Source organism: Jiangella asiatica (assembly GCF_004349065.1).
Lineage (GTDB): Bacteria > Actinomycetota > Actinomycetes > Jiangellales > Jiangellaceae > Jiangella > Jiangella asiatica.
Map to the genome: position 1 here is coordinate 1 of NZ_SMKZ01000022.1, position 18846 is coordinate 18846.

Below are 18846 nucleotides of genomic sequence, written 5' to 3' on the forward strand. Positions count from 1 at the left end.
GGCTATGGGCGGGCTGGGTTTGATGGGCGGCCCGCCCGGTCGTGAGACCGAGCGTAGGCGACAACACGTTGCAGCAGCGTTGCGAGCCGCGGCGCCGCTCACCCGGTGGTCGACGCGGTCCCGGTGGATGGTGGCCGCGACGGCGAGGGGTGGCGTCAGACGGTGGCGTCAGCCGACGTGGCCGAGGTTGTCGTCGAGGTCGGCGAGGACGGCGGCCGCCTCCGCCCGGTGCGGCGACGCGGGGGAGAGCCGGTCCAGGACGGCCCGCCAGATCTGCACGTCCTCGCGCCCGGACGCGGTCCGGGCGTAGCGCCGCAGCGCCTCGGCGTCGCCGCTCTGCAGCAGCACATTGCGCAGCCAGCCGTGCAGCCGGTAGCGCATGGTGACCACGCCGGGGGCGATGGATCGCGGCAGCAGGTCGCCCGGGTACAGCTGGACGGCGCCGCAGTGGTCGCCGTCGGCCAGCCGGTCGGTGACGTCGTCGGCGTCGGTGCGCAGCTGCATGCGCAGCCGGTACCGGCCGGCCGGCGACACCAGGTCGGGGACGGCCTTGCGCAGCCGCGACATCTCCGCGCGGACGGTGACCTCGGCCGCGTCGTGCTCGTACAGCTGCCAGGCCAGCTCGCTGGCGGACAGGCCGTCGGGGTTGGCTGACAGCAGGAGCAGCAGCTCGGTGTGGCGCAGGCTCAGCTCGACCGGCTTGCCGCCGAGGACGAGCAGGCCGCGGTCGCGGCCCAGCACCTCCAGCCGGCCGGTCGCCGCCGGCACGGCGCCGGCGGCGGGGCGCACCAGCCGCAGCTCGGACTCCATGACCGCGACCACCGAGCGGACCAGGATGGCCGATTGCGGCTCGACCACCGACGCGCCGCCGGTGATGTCGAGCACGCCGATCAGCGCGCCCGTGTGCGGGTCGCGGATGGGTGAGGCGGTGCAGCTCCACGGCTGGACGGTTCGCGCATAGTGCTCGCTGCCGAACACCTGGACCGTCTCGCCGAGCGTGAGGGCGGTGCCTATGGCGTTGGTGCCGATGTCGTCCTCACGCCAGGCCGAGCCCGCCATCAGGTGCATGCGTTCGGCACGGCGGCGCAGGTCGTCGTCGCCCTCGGCCCACAGGAGGCGCCCTTCGGCGTCGCCGACGATGACCAGCACTCCGGTGTCGGCGGCGTCCTCGACCAGGAGCTTGCGCACCACCGGCATGACGTGGCGCAGCGGGTGTGCGGCGCGGGCCTCGGCGAGCGCGTCGTCGACCAGCGGAACCGGCGATGCGGCCCTGTCGGGGTCGACGTGCAGGGCCGCCGAGCGCCGCCATGACTCGAGGACCAGCGGCCGGACGTCGGTGCCGGCACCGGGTTCGGCGCTGAGGAAGGACTCGTGTGCCCGCGCCGTGACGCGCCAACGGGTGACCGGATCGACGCCGTGCGGGAGTGCAAGCGAGAGTCTGGGCACGTCACTCCTCCGGGGGAAGTGGTCCGCTGACACGCATAGAGTAGGCGCTTCGCACCGCCGGCGAGCGCGAAGGCGGTGATCCCAGCTGTCACCGAATTGTCGTCGCGTGGTCATCGGGGAGTCATTTGAGAGTCATCGGGCGGTCATCACACCGTGAGTTGCGGAGGCTGTCGGAGGGCTTCATTAGGCTGGCGACATGCCTGTTGAGCTCCCTGACCGCCGGCTCGTGCTGGTGCACGCCCATCCCGACGACGAGTCCATCGGGACCGGCGCCATCATGGCCCGGTATGCCGCCGAGGGCGCGCACGTCACGTTGGTCACCTGTACCCAGGGCGAGCAGGGCGAGATCCTGGTCCCTGAGCTGGCGCACCTCGCGCCCGACCGCGACGACACCCTGGGTCTGCACCGCGCCGGCGAGCTGGCCGACGCGATGGCACAGCTCAAGGTGGCCGATCACCGCTTTCTCGGCGGCCCCGGCCGCTACCGCGACTCCGGCATGGTCTGGGGCGACGAGGGGCGGCGGGCGGTGGCCCCGCCGCAGGTCGACCCACGTAGCTTCTGGGCGGCCGACCTGCGCGAAGCCGCCGACCACCTCGTCGAGGTGTTGCGCGAGGTCCGGCCGCAGGTGCTGGTCACCTACGACGACAACGGTGGTTACGGTCATCCGGATCACATCCAGGCGCACCGGGTCGCCACCTACGCCTGGGCGCTGGCGGCAGTGCCGACGTACCGCCGCGACCTCGGGCCGGCCTGGCAGGTGGCGAAGGTCTACTGGATCGCCACGCCGCGCGGCGCGCTGCAACGGGCCATCGACGCCGCCCGGGAGCGCGGCGAAGACCTCTTCGATGGCGTCGCCTCCGCCGACGATCTCGGCTTCGTCGTCGACGACGCCGACATCTCCGCCGTCGTCGACGGGTCGGCGCACCTCGACGCGAAGATGGCGGCTATGCGCGCACACGCCACCCAGATCGACGTGCGGTGGCCGTACTTCGCGCTGTCCGACAACGTCGGCCAGCCGCTGTGGGCGCACGAGCAGTTCCGGCTCGCTTACGGCGAGCAGGGGCCGGTCAACTCGCAGACGGGCTACGAGACCGACCTCTTCGCTGGGCTCGACACCTGAGATGACCGATCGGGGGAGAGTCGGCCGCTCGCGCTGGTGGTCGGTCGCGGGCCTGGCCGGGCTGGCGCCGGTCGCGGTGGCGGTGGCGGTGGGCGGCGCGTTCGTCCATCGCTGGGCCAGTCCGGTGGGGCTGCTGCTCGCGGTGGGCGGCGCCATCGGGCTCGCGGTGCTGGCGAGGGCATGCGCCCGCAGCCGGCTCGGGCTCGCCGTGGTGGCGCTGCTGTGGCTGGCGCCCGTGCTGGTGTTGTCTCAAACACCGCCGGGTGAAGACCGCGTCATCACCGGTGACGAAGCCGGCCTTGTATTCCTCTTCGCCGGGACGACGAGCCTGGCCATCGCCCTGGGGCGGGGCGTCGAGGCCAGATCGACTCGACGAGTCACGTAGGATGCGCTGGGCAAGACCTGACTGTTCACGAATTGCGCATATTCAACCGATAGGTGTCCCAGCGTGACCGACCAGCCATCCAGCCGAGGCCGCGCCCCGGCGGGCTCCGCCGAACCGGGCTCGGGTGTCGGCGTCAGCGGGGAAGACGCTGCGCTCGCCGCAGACTCTACCTCCGCCGCCGACGCGGCCGACGCCGGCCCGACCACTGAGACGAACGACACAGCCACTGCCAAGGACGTGGGCGGCGGTTCCACCAGCGGCGCAGCCCGGGGTTCCGGCACCCGGGATGCCGCCGCCGGAACTGCTGCCTCTGGCGGCGCTGGCGCCGCGAGTGCTGACGGCCGGGGCTCGGGAGCCGGGACTGCTGGCACCGCTGCCGGACAGAACGATGGATCGCCGGAAGACACCGCCACGTTCGTGGCAGCCGTCACGGCCGCCCTCTCCCGGGCCGGCAACGTCGCGGAAGCCGAGTCCGGCTCGGCGTCATCCGCTGGCCGGCCCGCCCGGGCTTCCGGGAGCGACGACGCCAGCGCACCGCCCAGCCGCCAGGACACAGGCTCCGCTCGCGGCCAGGCCGCCACAAGTGGTCAGGCCGCTGCTCGCACTCAGGATGGCGTGGGCAGCCGAGGTGCCACTGGCGGTCAGGCGGCCGCTGCCGGGCAAGCTGCCACAGCCGCGCAGCTGGCCGCTCGCCGTCAGAACGGCCCGGGCGGTCAGGGTGCCGCTGGCGGTACCGGCGAACCGGCTTCCGACGCGCTCAGCGGTGCGGACGCGGGTACCGGCGACTCCACAGCGGCAGCGGACGGTTCGGCCGCGGGCGCGCCGGCCAGGCGCCAGGGCGCGGCCGACCGCCGGCCCGTCAACGGCCGTGGGACGTCCGGTGCCGCCGGGCCGGCGGATGCTGCTGCCGACAACGGAGCACCCGACCCCGATGCTGCCGCTACGACCGCCACAGCCAGTACTGGTGGGTCGACACCTGCCGGTGAGGACGGCGCCAAGGGCGCCCAGCCTGCATCGCCGGCGGACACCGCCGGCGGCGATGCTGCCAGCAGCGCGTCCACTGTCGCACCCGCTGGACGCACCCCGACGAGGAGCACCGCGGCCGGGAGCGCGCCGGCCAGGCGCCAGGGCGCTGCCGACCGCCGGCCAGTCCCTCAGCCCGCCACTGCAGCTGCGGCCAGCGGTGCTGCGGGCGCCGGTTCGGGCGCCGGTTCCAACAGCGCTGCTGCCGATAGCTCTGCCGCATCGGGTGCGGCAGCGGCCCAGACACCCGGCGCTGCGACCGCGCCGGCCACAGCCAAGCCGGCCACAGCCACGCCGGCTGCGGCCGCCAACCCGTACGCGCCTCCGGGCCACCCCACCGATCCGGCCACGGCCGGCGACGACACCGCTCCGATGGGTCGCACCGCGACGCTCGCCGCCGACGGCGCCGCGCCTCAGGTCGCCCAGGAGAGTAGCGACGCGGACGGCCCAGGCGACAGCACCGGCGGCCCTCACGACGACACCAGCGACACAGGCGACGGGAGCGGCGACGGGACGTCCCGCCGTGGCCGCGTCGTGCTCATCGCGCTCGCGGCGGTCGTGGTCGTGCTCGGCATCGCCTACGGCGTGGCGTTCGCCGTCGCCGGTGACTCCTTGGCCCGCGGCGCCACGGTCGCCGGCATCGAGGTGGGCGGCATGACGCCAGAGGAGGCCGAGGCGACGCTCACCGAGCAGCTGCCCGGCGTCGTCGACCAGCCGATCCACCTGACGGTCGGTGAGGGCGAGACCACGTACGAGATCGTTCCGTCCGCAGCCGGGCTGACCGTGGACGTGCCGGCCACCGTGGCCGAGATCCCGGGCGGCAGCGCCAACCCCCTGTCGCTGTTCCAGGCCCTGCTCGGCGCGGGCGAGACCGACCCGGTTGCCTCCGTCGACCGGACCGCGCTGGAAGCGGCACTGGCCGAGGTGGCCGCGCAGGCCGACACCGAACCGGTCAACGGTGCGGTCGCCTTCGACGGCGGTCAGGTGGTCACCAGCGAGCCGCAGGTGGGTCAGGGCGTCAACATCGAGGCCACCAGCGAGCAACTGGAGGCGGCGTTCTTCGGCGACCGGTCCACGCTCCCGATCGGCGACATCCCGCTGGTCATCGACGAGATCCAGCCGGCGATCAGCGCCGAGGAGGTCCAGCGCGCCGTCACCGAGTTCGCCGAGCCCGCCATGGCCGCGCCGGTCACCGTCGTCGCCGGTGAGCAGAGTGTGGAGCTGCCGCCGGAGCTGATCGGCCAGGCGCTCACGCTGACACCCGACGACGCCGGGACGCTGCAGCCCGCACTGGACGGTGCTGCACTCGCCGAGGTCGCCCGCGACCTGCTCGCCGAGGTCGGTCAGGAGGGCCGGGACGCCACTGTCACCATCGAGAACGGCGCACCGGTCGTGGTACCGGCCGAGATGGGCCAGGGCATCGCCCCGGACGCGCTGAGCGCCGCCGTGCTGCCGGTTCTCACCGAGCAGGGCGATGCCCGCCAAGCGGCGGTCGAGCTCGCCGAGGTCGACCCGGAGCTGACGACGGAGGCAGCCGAGCAGCTCGGCGTCACCGAGGTCGTGGCCGAGTTCACGACGCGGTTCCCGCACGCGGACTACCGCAACGTCAACATCGGCACGGCCGCCGAGCGCATCGACAACACACTGATCCTGCCGGGCGACGAGTTCAGCCTGAACGGCATCGTCGGCGAGCGCACCGAGGCCAACGGCTTCACCTCCGGCACCATCATCAACGGTGGCCGGTTGGAGGAGTCGCTGGGTGGCGGGGTCTCCCAGGTCGCGACGACGACGTTCCACGCCGCGTTCCTGGCCGGCCTCGACGACATCGAGCACTGGCCGCACTCGATCTACTTCGACCGCTACCCGATCGGGCAGGAGGCCACGGTCGCCTGGGGCTCGAAGGACATGCGGTTCGGTAACGACACCCCGTACGGCGTCGTCGTCGACACCAGCTTCACCGCGAGCACACCCGGCAACCAGGGGACGCTGACGGTGCGTATCTGGAGCACGGAGCATTACCGGGTCGAGACATCGGTGTCGGAGCGGTCCAACTACACCTCGCCGCAGACCATCTACGACACCTCGGACAACTGCCAGGCGCAGGGCGGCAGCCAGGGGTTCGACATCACGTCGTACCGCCAGGTCTGGGCACCCGACGGCACTCTGGTCAAGGACGAGGCCGACCCGTGGACCTACAACCCCAACCACCGGGTCATCTGCGGCTCCGACCCCGGCCAGGGCAACGGGAACGGCAACGACGACTGACCGCCGCGGCCGGCGCCGTCAGCGCAGTCGGCGGTAGTGGTAGGCGTGGTGTTCCACGAAGCCCAGCCGCCGGTAGGTCATCTGAGCGGCCGTGTTGGGTTCGGTGACCTGGAGGTACGCCTCCTGGGCGCCGAGCCCTGCCGCCCATGCGGCCAACCCGGAGACGATGTGGCTGCCAAGCCCACGCCGCCGTGCCGATGGCGCCACCTCGACGGCGGCTATGCCCAGCCAGCGCCGGCCGCTGGGGGCATCGGTCACCGCACCGCGCGCGATCGCGACCCGGACACCGTCGTCGTCGACCGACGCGAACCCGACCGTCGAGGCGTTGACCAGCACGTCGATCGCGTGGGCCGGCAGCTCGCCGCCGCGGTAGTGGTAGCCGGCGAGCCAGGCGTCGTCGGGGCGATCGTCGACGCGGACCGGCGGCAGCTCGGCGCGGGCCGCGGCCCGCGCGTCGTCGACGGGAGCCGTCATGACCAGTGTCCGGTCCTCCAGCGGCGGCCATCCCCGTGCGTCGAGCACCGGGCTGAGCGTGACGCCGAGCGGCTCGGGGACCTGGAAGGCCGGGACCAGTTCGCGTTCGCGGTACCACCGCTCCACCTGGGCGACGGCGTCCGTCACCGGTAGGCCGGGGTCGTCCAGCGGCATGCACGAGTTGGCGCGCCCGGTGAACCCGCCCGACGCGCGCAGCAGCCAGCCACCAAGCCACGCCGTCTCCAGCGCCCGCCAGCCGTGTACCGCGGCGGCCTCCAGGTCTCGGATGTCGCGCCGGGTCACCGTCCGAGCCGGGATGGCCTTGATGGCGACGACGTCCGACTCGGCGACGTCGACCCGGTCGCCGCCGCGGTCGGGCACGACCCGCAGCAGACCGCCGGACCACGACTCGAGCATCCCCAGCACGTCGGTGGCGCCGAAGTCGCCGTCGTGCAGGCGATACCGGACCACGACACGCCTTCCGACCAGGGCGGACGGGTCGAGTTTGGCGCTGGGCTGTCTCATAGGCTGACCTTGGTGCACGATGGGAGATGACCACCGCGATACTAGGTGGGTGGCCAGCGTGATTGTTCAGCCGGTTCACTAACCGGTTTTCGATAGGAGGACATCGCCGTGACGTACGTCATCGCGCAGCCTTGCGTCGACCTCAAGGACCTCGCGTGCGTCGAGGAGTGCCCGGTCGACTGCATCTACGAGGGCGAGCGGATGCTCTACATCCACCCGGATGAATGCGTCGACTGCGGTGCGTGCGAGCCGGTCTGCCCCGTCGAGGCGATCTTCTACGAAGACGACGTCCCCGGCGAGTGGAAGGACTACTACACCGCGAACGTAGAGTTCTTCGACGACCTCGGCTCGCCCGGCGGCGCAGCCAAACTCGGCCCCATCGCCAAGGACCACGCGCTCATCGCCGCTCTGCCGCCGCAGGAGACAGGGGAGCACTGAGCTCGTGCCGCGGTTGCCCGATTTCCCGTGGGACTCGCTGGTGCCCTTCGGGAATCGGGCCGGCCAGCACCCGGACGGCGTCGTCGACCTCTCCGTCGGCACGCCGGTCGACCCGACGCCGGACGTCGTGCGGCGCGCGCTCGCCGCGGCGTCGGACGCGCCCGGGTACCCGACCACCCTGGGTACGGCCGCGCTGCGGGAAGCCGCCGTGCGCTGGCTCGGCCGCCGGGCCGGCGCGCCGGGCCTCGACCCGGGCGCCGTCATCCCGACCGTCGGCTCGAAGGAGCTCGTGGCGTGGTTGCCGACGCTGCTGGGTCTGGGAGCCGGCGACGTCGTCGTCTTGCCCGAGCTGGCGTACCCGACGTACGACATCGGTGCCCGGCTGGCCGGCGCCGACCCCGTCGCCAGCGACTCCGTCACCGCACTCGGCCCGCGCCGGGTCGGCTTGATCTGGGTCAACTCGCCGGCCAACCCGCACGGCAAGGTGCTGCCGGCCGCGCACTTGGCGAAGGTCGTCGAATGGGCCCGCGAGCGCGGCGCCGTCGTCGCCTCGGACGAGTGCTACCTCGAGCTGGGCTGGGACGCCGCGCCCGTGTCGGTTCTCGACCCCGCGGTCAACGGCGGGTCGCTGGACGGCGTGCTGGCCGTGCACTCGCTGTCCAAACGGTCCAACCTGGCCGGCTACCGCGCCGGCTTCGTCGCCGGCGACCCGGCCCTGGTGTCGCGGGTGCTAGAGGTGCGCAAGCACGCCGGGCTCATGGTGCCCACACCCGTGCAGGCCGCCATGACCGCCGCCCTCGACGACGACACCCACGTCGACGAGCAGCGGGCGCGGTACCGCCGTCGGCGCGAGGTCCTGCGTGCCGCGCTGGTCGAGGCCGGGTTGCGCATCGAGCACTCCCAGGGCGGCCTCTACCTATGGGCGACCCGCGACGAGCCTTGCTGGGACACCGTCGGCTGGCTGGCCGATCGCGGCATCCTGGTCGCGCCCGGTGCCTTCTACGGCGCGGCCGGCGGTTCGCACGTGCGCGTCGCCCTCACCGCTTCGGACGAGCGCATCGACGCCGCCGCCAAGCGCCTCACCGCCGCCTGATGAGCGCCTCCGATGTGACGCGCCGGGCACGAAATGATCACGTTCAGCAGGATCACCCGAGCCTCACCATGCTTGTAGGCGTGGTGCGACACGAGATTACGTGCTGAACGTGATCATTCCGGGCGGCGGCGAAGGTCAGGAGATGGCGGCCGCGGCGGTCTCGGCGTCGGGGCCGATGCCGAGCGCGACTTCGGAGTCCGTGCAGCTCACGACCGCTGACTGTTCGGAGCCGGCGAACACGGCGCTGCCGCCGTCGTCGGTGCGGGTGGCGTCGGGGAAGGCGGCCGCGTAGAAATCCGTCACGGTCTCGCACAGCGGCGTGGCGTCGCCGCGGTCGGCCAGCACCAGGCCCAGCGCTGTCTGCTCGCCCTGGCCCCAGACGGTGACCTCGCCGCCCGCCCAGGCCCCCACCCGCTCGGATGGGTCTGACAAGGCCGCGGCCTCGTCGTCGCCGGGGGCCTCGAGCAGGAACAGCAGGTCCGCGGCGCCGAAGGTGTCGGTGCGGAGCTCGTCCCAGCCGGTGGGGCCGGCGGGGTCGCGGACGTCGACGGCCGCCTCGCTGGCGCGGTAGCGGTCGGGGAACAGGATCTGCGCCGTCGTGGTCGGCAGCGTGGAGTACGTCTCGTCGATGGCGTCCCAGCCGCCCTCGAGGAACACATCGCAGCTGAACGTCATGCCCTCGACGTACGGGAACTCCAGCTGACGGGCGATGAAGTGCGGCAGCTGGTCGAGATCGGCGGTGGTCTGCCCGGACTGCGCCTGAAGCGACATCAGCTCGTCCAGCGGCAGGTGCGACCCGATGAACTGTTGGCTGTACAGCGACGCGTCGCCCTCGATGACGTTCAGCGCGGCATAGGCGGCGTCGGAGCCGGAGTCGGCGGCGATGGCTTCCTGGTCCGGCAGCCCGAGCTCGGCGTCGGCTTGGGCGTGGACCAGCTCGTGCGCGGTGACGAACGTGCCGAGCGCGTCCATCTCCTCCGATCCGATGACCAGCTCCTGTGTCTCGGGGTCGTAGAAGCCGCCGACGCCGGCATCCAGCGCGTCGAGCTGGGACTGCAGCAGGTCGGTGCCGGGCTCGACGGCGCCCAGCGCGGCGAGCAGCCGCGAGTCGACCGCCGCCCGCTCGGGATCGAGCTCCTCCGACGTCAGCTCCACGGCACGACGCTGGACCTCGTCGATGCTCACGAACTCGATGTCCAGAGCCTCGGTGGCCGGCAGCCCGCGCTCCTCGGCGACGATGTCCTGGATCGCGGCCACCTGCGTCTCGACGTCGCCGTCGGGGATGGAGCCCTCGCCGCCGATGCCGAGCCCGCTGCCGCCGAGGCACTGGAAGAGGATCGGGTCGATGTCGCCCATGCCGCCCAGGTCGCCGAGCAGGCCCTCCAGACCGGAGCCGTCGCCGCCGAGGAGATCCTCGAGCCCGCCGAGGTCGCCGCCGAGGAGGTCCTCCAGCGAGCCGTCGGAGCCCGACTCCTCGGCCACGGCCAGCTCCTCGCGGGCGGCGTCGCGCTCGGCGCGCAGGTCGTCGACCCGGTCGTCCATGACCAGGTAGACCACGCCGGCCAGGATGAGGCCCACCGCCAGGGCCAACGCCGTGGCCAGCTTCCACACCACGGTGCCCGTCCCGTCCGCCGAGCCCGACGGCGACGGGGGCGGGGGCGGCGACGACGGGCTGCTCATGATGCCTCTACCGTAGCCGTCCGGTGCGACAGCCGGCAGCAGCCGCAACCGTCACGCGGACGTCACCGCCGTCGTCTCCACCCTGGCGTCGCGTGCCGACAGCCGAGCGCCGTCGTCGTCGACCTTGATGAGAGAGACCGGACCCCACCCGGACTGCGGCCCGTCGACCGGGGTCACCTCGTGACCGAGCCGCCGCAACCCGTCCACGACGCGCGGTGCGACGTCGGGTTCCATGTAGACGTGAGACCCCGCGGGCTGCTCCGACGGCAGGGACACCGTCCACCGGGCCCGCTCCTGTGCGACGTCGGGATCCTGGCCCGCGCCCAGCACCCACGCCGCCATCTGCTCCACCAGCTGCGGCTGGACGTGCCCGCCGCGGGTGCCCAGCAGCAGCGCCAGGTCGCCGTCGCGGGTCCACAGCGTCGGCGACAGCGTGTGCAGCGGCCGCCGTCCCGGCGCCAGCTCGCCAGGGTGGCCCTCGACGAGTGTGAAGCCGCGGCCGCGGTCGTGCAGGAGGAACCCGGCAGACCCGGCACCGACACCGGAGCCGAGGCCAGAGAAGTTGGACTGGATGAGCGAGACGCCCATGCCGCCCGCGTCGAGGACGCACAGGTACGCGGTGCCGCCGGCGGCGAGCGCGGCCGGGTGCCGCTTCCGGGCCGCGGACGGGTCGACGCTCGCCGCGACGGCATCCAGCCGGGCTGGGTCGAGCAGCAGGTCCAGCCCCACCGGCACGTGCGCCGGGTCGACGACGACGACGTCGCGCTCGGCGGCCAGCGCACGATACGCCTCGATCATCAGGTGCCAGTCACCCGGATCGGCCGGGTCAGCGCCCCAGCCCAGCCGCTCCAGCACCGCGCATGCCCCGATGCCCAGGTAGCCCTGCGAGTTCGGCGGGACCGTCCACCCGATGGCGCCCCAGACGTCGACCGACAGCGGTTCGACCCAGTCGGCCTGTTCGCGCCGTAGGTCGTCGGCGGTGATGACGCCGTCGAGAGCGGCGCTGATGGCGGCCCCCGGTGCACCCTCGTAGAACGCCGCGCGGCCGCCGTCGGCGACGGCATGCAGTGTCTCGGCGAGCTGGGGCCGCACCACCGTCGCACCCACTCGGGTGGCGGCGAGCATCGGCGCGGCGGACTCCTGCCCGGCCAGGAGGTCTCGCCCGAGGCGGAAGGACCGCACCAGCTCTTCGCTGGCCGGGAACCCGTCGCCGGCCAGCCGGATGGCCGGGGCGAGCACCGAGGCCAGCGGCAGCCGGCCGAGCCGGGACAGCGCGACGAACCCGTCGACGCAGCCCGGCACCGGGATGGCGCCGGGATGGTTGCGCGGGATCTCCTGGTGGCCGGCGGCCCGCAGCGCGGCCGCGTCGACCCCGGAGCCCGCGCGTCCGGACGCGTTGAGCGCCAGCGGTGCGGCCTCGCCCGGGCGGTGGACCAGCGCGAACAGGTCGCCGCCGACGCCGCAGGTCTCCGGCGCCACCACGCCCTGGACCGCGATGGCCGCAATGGCCGCATCGACGGCGTTGCCACCGGCCTGGAGGATCTCCACGCCGGCGCGCGTGCTCATGGTGTGCGGGGTGGCGACCACCCCGCCGTGACTGCTCGGCATCCCGTCAGGACCCTTCGGCGACGTCGATGTGGACGTGGTCCAGGTGGCGCAACGTCGCGTCCTCGGTGTTGCCGGAGGGGTGCGTGTAGTCGCGCCATCCTTCGTCGGACCGGCGCGCCGACCATATCTTGTCGTCGTAGATGACGGTGGCCACGCCCAGCTCGTCGGCGTACGCCGTCACCCAGTGCGCGAGCACCCAGCCACGCCGGTTGACCTCAGTGTCGTCGTACGGGCGCAACATGACGTCGAGCGCGCGGCCGTCGTAGTGCGCCGAGCCCTCGACGTGGCCGGAGTCGATGCCGCCGGGCTGGAACCCGCCGATGTCGAGCTCGCCGAACGTGGTGACCAGGTGGTCGCGGACGGCGCGGGCGCGGTCAGTCAGCCCGTCATCGCCCTCGGACTGCGCGGCGTGGTCGCCGGGGGAGAACTGGCAGGCGAACGCGGCCTCGGAGTGGCCGGTCAGGGCCGAGGCGAGCACCCGGGCGTCGTCCTCGTGGTCGGCGTAGGCGTCCGGGAAGGCGCTGCGCTGGACCTCCTGTGCCGCGACGGTGATCTCGAGGTCGCGGTAGTCGGGGATCTGCTCCAGCGCGTCGTAGAAGGCGCCGGCGGCATAGACGGGGTCGCGGATCTGCTCCGCCGTGCCCCAGCCCTGCGACGGACGCTGCTGGAACAGTCCCAGCGAGTCGCGGTCGCCGTAGCTGAGGTTGTAGATGTCGGACTCCTGGTACGCGGTGGCCAGGGCGATGGTGACGGCGCGCGCCGGCAGGCCGCGCTTCTCGGCGACGGCGGCGATGGTGGCCGCCTGCCGGGCCTGCTCGGGCGTGAGCGTGACGGTGCGCCCGTCGACGGTGGCCCGGCACTCGGCTCGGGTGCCCAGCGGCCCGTCGCCGCTACTCGCCCACCAGATGAGCAGCGCGGCGATGCATCCGCCGAGGGCGAGGAGGGTCCCGATGGTGGCCATCAGGCGGGCAGCACGGCTCATGAGGTAGTGAGAACGTCTTCGAGTCGGCCGGCGGTTCCGGGGCGGTCCGGATGTCCTGGTGTCAGTTGGCGTGCAGCGCCGCGTTGAGGCCGCCCCAGTCGCCGGATCGGGCCAACGCCTCCACCGCACCGGTGAGACTGTTGCGGCGGAACAGCAGGCCGTCGCGGCCGGACAGCTCCAGGGCCTTGACGACGCGGCCGTCGGGCAGACTGACCTTGGTGCCGGCGGTGATGTAGCAGCCGGCCTCCACGATGCAGCCGTCGCCCAGCGAGATGCCGATGCCGGCGTTCGCGCCGACCAGGCAGTTGCTGCCGATGGTGATGGTCTCCTTGCCGCCGCCGGACAGCGTCCCCATGATCGAGGCGCCGCCGCCCACGTCGGACCCGTCGCCGACGACGACACCGGCGGAGATGCGCCCCTCGACCATGGAGGAACCGAGCGTGCCGGCGTTGTAGTTGACGAAGCCTTCGTGCATGACCGTGGTACCGGGGGCCAGGTGCGCGCCGAGCCGCACCCGGTCGGCGTCGGCGATGCGCACACCGGACGGCACGACGTAGTCGACCATGCGCGGGAACTTGTCGATGCCATGGACCGTCACCGGGCCGCGGCGCATCAGCCGCAGCCGGGTGCGCTCGAACCCGTCGACCAGGCACGGACCGTGGTTGGTCCACACGACGTTGGTGAGCACCCCGAAGACGCCGTCGAGGTTCTGCTCGCGCGGCGCCACCAGCCGGTACGACAGCAGATGCAGGCGAAGATAGGCGTCGAAGGCGTCCTCGGGTGCGGTGTCGAGCTCGATCTCGGTCTCGACGATGGCACGCCGGACCGCGCGGTCGCGGTCCTCGCCCTCGAGCTCGCGCAGCTCCAGCAGAGCGTCGTCAGTGGAGGTCGGCGGTTTGCCGAGGGCCGGAGATGGGTACCAAACGTCCAAGATCGTTCCATCTGCGGCTATTGTTGCCAGCCCGAAGCCCCAGGCCGATCGCACGTCGGTCATGGGCATCAGCCTACGGAACGACGAAGCGGAGAGCGTGACCAGGCACGGCGAATCGCTGCGGAGCGGAGGGAGAGGCTGGATGGCTCGACGGCGGACGATGGCGGCCCTGGTGGGAATGGTGGTCGCATTGGCCGCCACCTCCACCGGAGCCCGAGCTGTTGAATCCGATGCTACGGACCTGACGGTGAGCGCCAGCGGGCCACTGGCGGCGGAGCTGACCGAGGCACTCGAGCAGCTGCCCGGCGGCGTGCAGGTGTCGGACAACGCGATCGCCTGGGACGGCGGCGAGATCATCGCGGTCTGGCCGGATCCGGGCGAGGAAGCCGCACCGGCCGGCCTCGGCGACGGCGTTCGCGAGGACGTGGTGGCTCAGCTCGGCCTGACCGACCTCGCCGACCTGAGCGACCCGGAGGCCGGCGCTGTGCAGCCGCGCGGCAGTGCGAGCTCCTGCCCGTCCGGGTACTACTGCTTCTACACGTCCACGAACTTCGACGGGGCCCGGTACCAGTTCTCCAGCACCTGCTCGGGCTATGCGAGCTCCTACGGCTTCGACAACGCCACGTCCTCGTGGGTCAACCGCACTTCGTCGAGGACGCTCGGCGCGTACGACTCCCAGGGCGGCACCCGGCTCTGGACCATGAGCCCGAACGCCAGCAGCTCCTATGTCGGTTCCGCCGACGACAACCGGATGAGCTACTGGACTTGCTCCTGAACCTGCTCCTGATCGCTCGCGCGGCCGCCGCCGCCCGTTGATCATGGAGTAGGTCTCCTTCCCGCGGTCTCGGAAGCTGCTCTACTCCGTGATCAACCCAGGGGGTGGTTCCGGGAGGGGGTCGGTTGCCTCGCTGGTGATTGTCCGGGCGCGTCGAGGGCGCCTTGAGGGGGCGCTTCGCCGCCTGGGCGAGGTCCCCTGGACTCGCCGGTCGCGGGACTGGCTTGCTGGGTGCGGGCCCGGCGTCGGGCTGGCTGGTGGTCGCGTGCTGGCCTGGCGTCACGCTTGGCGGCCCGATTCGCTCGGTGGTCGAGCGTGACCGGGGGGCCAGATTGTCACCGCTTGATCATCAACGATCCGTGACATCACGAGGCGTTCTCGCGCTCCACCAGGGTTGCAAGCATGGTGGAGCACACACCATCCTCGTGATGTCGGCGTTCGTTGATGATCACGAGGCACCGCGCATCCGACCCCGTGCCCACACTCTCGCCGTCCCTCTGATAGCTGCCCCACAAGGTCGCGTCCGGTGGCGGCTGGACAAAGGGGACGGCGAACCCCAGGATCCGCGACACAACCGCGTTGATCATGGGCGAAGGCACCTTCCGAGCGTGTGGAAGGAGCACTTAGCCCATGATCAACGGGAGGATGGGGGGGTGTCAGTTGACGGGGCCGCCAACGCCGAGGTTCTCCGGGTCTCCCAGGTCGCCCGGCGGGCGGTGCAGGCGGCGGTTGACCAGCCAGGTGATGAACCACAGGACGACGCCGATGGCGAGCAGGACGCCGGCGATGCGGTACTGCTCGTTGTCGCGGCCGGTGAGCGGCGTCGCGAGGTATGCACAGGTGATGGCGCCGATGATCGGGATGATCGTGGGCGCGCGGAAGTGCTTGTGTTCGACAGGGCTGCGCCGAAGGACCAGCACCGCCACGTTGACCACCGAGAACACCGCGAGCAGGAGGAGTGCGGTGGTGCCGCCCAGTGCCGGGACCTCACCGACGAAGGTGATGAGCGCGACCGCGAGCGCCGTGGTGAAGATGATGGCGACCCACGGGGTGCGCCGGCTGGGGTGCACGCGGCCGAGAGGGCCGGGCAGCACGCGCTCGCGACTCATGCCGTAGACCAGCCGGCTGGCCATGAGCATGTTGATGAGCGCGGAGTTGGCGACGGCGAAGATCGTGATGAAGGCGAAGACGCGCAGCGGGAAGCCGGGCGCCCCTGCCTCGACCACTTGGAGCAGTGGCGTATCGCCCTCGCCGAGCTGCGCGACCGGGACGAGCGCGACCGACGAGATGGCCACCAGCACGTAGATGGTGCCGGTGATGATCAGGCCGGCGAGCATGACCTTCGGGAAGATGCGCACCGGCTCCTTGCACTCCTCGGCCATGTTGACCGAGTCCTCGAAGCCGACCATCGCGAAGAACGCCAGTGCTGTCGCGGCCGTGACGGCGCCGAACACGCCCTGGCCCTGGGTGTCGAACTCGGTGACCCGGGACATGTCGGCGTCGCCGCCGCCGATGGCCCACAGGCCGATCATGATGATGATCAGCAGACCGCTCAGCTCGACGCACGTGAGCACGACGTTGGCCTTGACGCTCTCGCCGACGCCGCGGAAGTTCACGATGGCGACCAGCAGGATGAACCCGAGCGCCACCAGCGTGATGCCGACACCGGTGCCGAGGTCGAGCTCGAACGCCGCACCGAGGTTGGAGGCGAACGCCCGCGACGCCGTGGACGCCGACGTGATGCCCGAGCACATGACGGTGAACGCGACGATGAACGTGACGAAGTGGACGCCGAAGGCCTTGTGCGTGTACAGCGCGGCACCCGCGGCCTGCGGATATTTCGTCACCAGCTCCAGGTAGCTGAAGGCGGTCAGGATGGCGACGATGAAGGCGACCAGGAACGGCAGCCACGCCGCGCCGCCGACCTCCGCCGCGACCTGACCGGTCAACGCGTAGACGCCGGTGCCGAGAATGTCGCCGACGACGAACAACAACAGCAGACTCGGGCCCATCACCCTTTTCAGGCTGGGCTGTTGCTCGGGCTCGGGTGGGCGTTCTCCGGTGGCCTGTGCGGGTGCATCGGACATGTACCGCCTCCAATCAGTGGCCTTGGTCTACCGCTTGGAGGGTGTGACGCGCAAGCATGTGCGCAGTCACGAATGTCGGAATCGCTCCCGCACGCGCCTTACTCGCGACCCGTGGAGCGACCAGCCGAGCGGCGCGCCTTTTCGGCCCTGGCCAGCACGTCGAGTACGCCGTCGAGGTCGTCGGTGACGGTGAGCAGGTCGACGTCGAGCGGTGAGATCTTCTTCTCCGCGACCACCGTGTCACGCAGCCAGTCGACGAGACCTTTCCAGTACTCGACACCTATCAGAATGATGGGAAAGGCCGTCACCTTGTGCGTCTGGACCAAAGTCATGGCCTCGAACAGCTCGTCGAGTGTGCCGTACCCGCCGGGAAACACCACGAATCCCTGCGCGTACTTGACGAACATGGTCTTCCGGGCGAAGAAATAGCGGAAGTTCACGCCGAGGTCGACATAGGCGTTGATGCCCTGCTCGAACGGCAGCTCGATGCCCAGGCCGACGGAGACCCCGCCGGCTTCGTGGGCACCCCTGTTGGCGGCCTCCATGATGCCGGGACCTCCGCCGGTGATGACGGCGTAGCCGGCCCTGGCCAGCCGGGCGCCGAGATCGACCGCACGCTCGTAGTGGGGGTCGTCGGAGAGCGTGCGGGCGGAGCCGAACACGCTGACGGCCGGGCCGAGCTCGGCGAGCGCGCCGAACCCCTCGACGAACTCGGACTGGATGCGCAGCACCCGCCACGGGTCGGTGTGTACCCAGTCCGACGGTCCCACCTCGTCGAGCAGCCGCTGGTCGGTGGTGGTCACGTCGTACTGAGCTCCTCGCTTGATGACAGGTCCGCTGTGCTGCTCGCCGGTGCGCACGGGCTGGGCTCGCCCGTCGTCCGGCCACCCCGGCCGTTCGAACTCCTCGTGTCGTGTCACGCGGCCAGGGTAGTTGCGGCCTGGTCAGCCGCGCAGCCAAGCTCGCATGCGCTGCTCGCACAGATCGATCTCGGCGACGTCGACTCGCTCGTCGTCGGCGTGGGCCAGCTGCGGGTCGCCGGGCCCGTAGTTGACCGCCGGCACGCCGAGGGCGTCGAACCGGGCGACGTCGGTCCAGCCGACCTTGGCCTGCGGCTGGCCGCCGACCGTCGTGACGAACGCCGCTGCGACCGGTCGGTCCAGCCCGGGCCGGGCACCGGGCGCGGAGTCGACCAGCCGCACGTCGTAGCCGTCGAACACCTTGGCGACGTGCTCGAACGCCTCCTGCTCGGTGGCGCTGGGCGCGAACCGGTAATTGACCGTGACCACGCAATGGTCCGGGATGATGTTGCCGGCGATGCCGCCGCTGATGGCTACCGCGTTGAGCCCTTCGCGGTAGGCCAGGCCGTCGACGACGACCGTGGCCGGCTCGTACTCCGCCAGCCGCCGCAGCACCGGAGCGGCGGCGTGGATGGCGTTGCTCCCCATCCACCAGCGGGCGCTGTGCGCGGCGGTGCCGGTGAGCTCGACCGCGACCCGCAGGGTGCCGTTGCAGCCGCCCTCGACCGCCGCGGCGGTGGGCTCCATCAGCACCGCGAAGTCGGCGCGCAGGAGCTCGGGGCGGTGCGAGGCGACCCGGCCGAGGCCGTTGCGCTCGGCCTCGACCTCCTCGTTGTCGTAGAAGACGTAGGTGACGTCGCTGGCTGGGTCGGGGACGTGCGCGGCGAGCCGCAGCGCGACCGCCACCCCGCCCTTCATGTCGACCGTGCCGCGGCCCCACAGGGTGCCGCCGTCGAGCCGGGTGGGCAGGTTGCCCGCCGGCGGCACGGTGTCGATGTGCCCGGCGACGACGACGCGTGAGTCGCGGCCCAGAGTGGTGCGGGCGACGACGGCGTCACCGTCACGGTCGACGGTGAGGTGCGGGTACGAGCGCAGCGCGGCCTCGACGGAGTCGGCAAGCGCCTTCTCCTGCCCGCTGGGTGAGGCGAGGTCGCACAGGACGGCGGTCAGCGCGGGCGCGGGCAGGTCGAGATCGAGGTGTGGTGCCACGCCGC

At 71.9% G+C, this 18846-nt stretch carries 16 protein-coding genes; 6 read left to right on the forward strand and 10 right to left on the reverse strand.

Going from position 1 to position 18846, the window contains the following annotated elements; translation table 11 throughout:
* Positions 1 to 168: 168 nt before the first annotated feature.
* The gene (locus E1269_RS16220; protein WP_162606444.1) at positions 169 to 1446 is read right to left on the reverse strand and encodes a sigma-54-dependent transcriptional regulator family protein; all 1278 of its coding nucleotides are present in this window, start codon (positions 1444 to 1446) and stop codon (positions 169 to 171) included.
* 196 nt (positions 1447 to 1642) lie between these two features.
* Here E1269_RS16220 and mshB point away from each other — a divergent pair, with 196 nt between their 5' ends.
* The 3 genes from mshB to E1269_RS16235 all read left to right on the forward strand — a co-directional run bounded on the left by mshB (position 1643) and on the right by E1269_RS16235 (position 6239).
* Complete coding sequence (gene mshB / locus E1269_RS16225) at positions 1643 to 2566, forward strand: N-acetyl-1-D-myo-inositol-2-amino-2-deoxy-alpha-D-glucopyranoside deacetylase (protein WP_131896336.1); 924 nt, start codon at positions 1643 to 1645, stop codon at positions 2564 to 2566.
* Position 2567: 1 nt separating this feature from the next.
* Positions 2568 to 2951: a DUF6113 family protein gene (locus E1269_RS16230; protein WP_131896338.1), complete on the forward strand. Its 384-nt coding sequence runs from the start codon at positions 2568 to 2570 to the stop codon at positions 2949 to 2951.
* Positions 2952 to 4346: 1395 nt separating this feature from the next.
* The gene (locus tag E1269_RS16235) at positions 4347 to 6239 is read left to right on the forward strand and encodes a VanW family protein (RefSeq protein WP_131896340.1); all 1893 of its coding nucleotides are present in this window, start codon (positions 4347 to 4349) and stop codon (positions 6237 to 6239) included.
* 18 nt (positions 6240 to 6257) lie between these two features.
* On the opposite strand, the gene E1269_RS16240 is transcribed toward E1269_RS16235, so the two are convergent.
* Positions 6258 to 7238, reverse strand: a complete 981-nt coding sequence (locus E1269_RS16240; protein WP_203433722.1) for an N-acetylglutamate synthase, CG3035 family — start codon at positions 7236 to 7238, stop codon at positions 6258 to 6260.
* Between the two features lie 108 nt (positions 7239 to 7346).
* Here E1269_RS16240 and fdxA point away from each other — a divergent pair, with 108 nt between their 5' ends.
* Both fdxA and dapC read left to right on the forward strand, forming a co-directional pair.
* Positions 7347 to 7676, forward strand: a complete 330-nt coding sequence (gene fdxA, locus E1269_RS16245; protein WP_131896342.1) for a ferredoxin — start codon at positions 7347 to 7349, stop codon at positions 7674 to 7676.
* 4 nt (positions 7677 to 7680) lie between these two features.
* Positions 7681 to 8769: a succinyldiaminopimelate transaminase gene (gene dapC / locus E1269_RS16250; protein WP_131896344.1), complete on the forward strand. Its 1089-nt coding sequence runs from the start codon at positions 7681 to 7683 to the stop codon at positions 8767 to 8769.
* A gap of 135 nt (positions 8770 to 8904) precedes the next feature.
* Here dapC and E1269_RS16255 read toward each other — a convergent pair whose 3' ends face one another.
* The 4 genes from E1269_RS16255 to dapD form a co-directional block, all read right to left on the reverse strand.
* Complete coding sequence (locus tag E1269_RS16255) at positions 8905 to 10449, reverse strand: hypothetical protein (protein ID WP_131896346.1); 1545 nt, start codon at positions 10447 to 10449, stop codon at positions 8905 to 8907.
* A 51-nt stretch (positions 10450 to 10500) separates the two neighbouring features.
* A complete protein-coding gene (locus E1269_RS16260) occupies positions 10501 to 12057 on the reverse strand; it encodes a gamma-glutamyltransferase family protein (protein WP_131896348.1) in 1557 nt (518 codons plus the stop codon).
* Positions 12058 to 12061: 4 nt separating this feature from the next.
* Complete coding sequence (locus E1269_RS16265; protein WP_203433724.1) at positions 12062 to 13039, reverse strand: VldE C-terminal domain-containing protein; 978 nt, start codon at positions 13037 to 13039, stop codon at positions 12062 to 12064.
* Between the two features lie 61 nt (positions 13040 to 13100).
* The gene (gene dapD, locus E1269_RS16270) at positions 13101 to 14033 is read right to left on the reverse strand and encodes a 2,3,4,5-tetrahydropyridine-2,6-dicarboxylate N-succinyltransferase (RefSeq protein ID WP_275264600.1); all 933 of its coding nucleotides are present in this window, start codon (positions 14031 to 14033) and stop codon (positions 13101 to 13103) included.
* A gap of 79 nt (positions 14034 to 14112) precedes the next feature.
* Here dapD and E1269_RS16275 point away from each other — a divergent pair, with 79 nt between their 5' ends.
* A complete protein-coding gene (locus E1269_RS16275) occupies positions 14113 to 14745 on the forward strand; it encodes a peptidase inhibitor family I36 protein (RefSeq protein WP_162606445.1) in 633 nt (210 codons plus the stop codon).
* 365 nt (positions 14746 to 15110) lie between these two features.
* Here E1269_RS16275 and E1269_RS16280 read toward each other — a convergent pair whose 3' ends face one another.
* The 4 genes from E1269_RS16280 to dapE form a co-directional block, all read right to left on the reverse strand.
* Positions 15111 to 15332 carry a hypothetical protein gene (locus E1269_RS16280; RefSeq protein ID WP_131896352.1) on the reverse strand — a complete coding sequence of 74 codons (222 nt, stop codon included), beginning with the start codon at positions 15330 to 15332 and terminating at the stop codon, positions 15111 to 15113.
* Positions 15333 to 15401: 69 nt separating this feature from the next.
* Entirely contained in the window at positions 15402 to 16832 is a 1431-nt protein-coding gene (locus tag E1269_RS16285) for an APC family permease (protein ID WP_131896354.1), read from the reverse strand.
* Positions 16833 to 16930: 98 nt separating this feature from the next.
* Positions 16931 to 17692, reverse strand: a complete 762-nt coding sequence (locus E1269_RS16290; RefSeq protein ID WP_476702868.1) for an LOG family protein — start codon at positions 17690 to 17692, stop codon at positions 16931 to 16933.
* An 84-nt stretch (positions 17693 to 17776) separates the two neighbouring features.
* On the reverse strand, positions 17777 to 18841 hold the full coding sequence (gene dapE / locus E1269_RS16295; RefSeq protein WP_131896358.1) for a succinyl-diaminopimelate desuccinylase: 1065 nt from the start codon (positions 18839 to 18841) through the stop codon (positions 17777 to 17779).
* Positions 18842 to 18846: the final 5 nt, after the last annotated feature.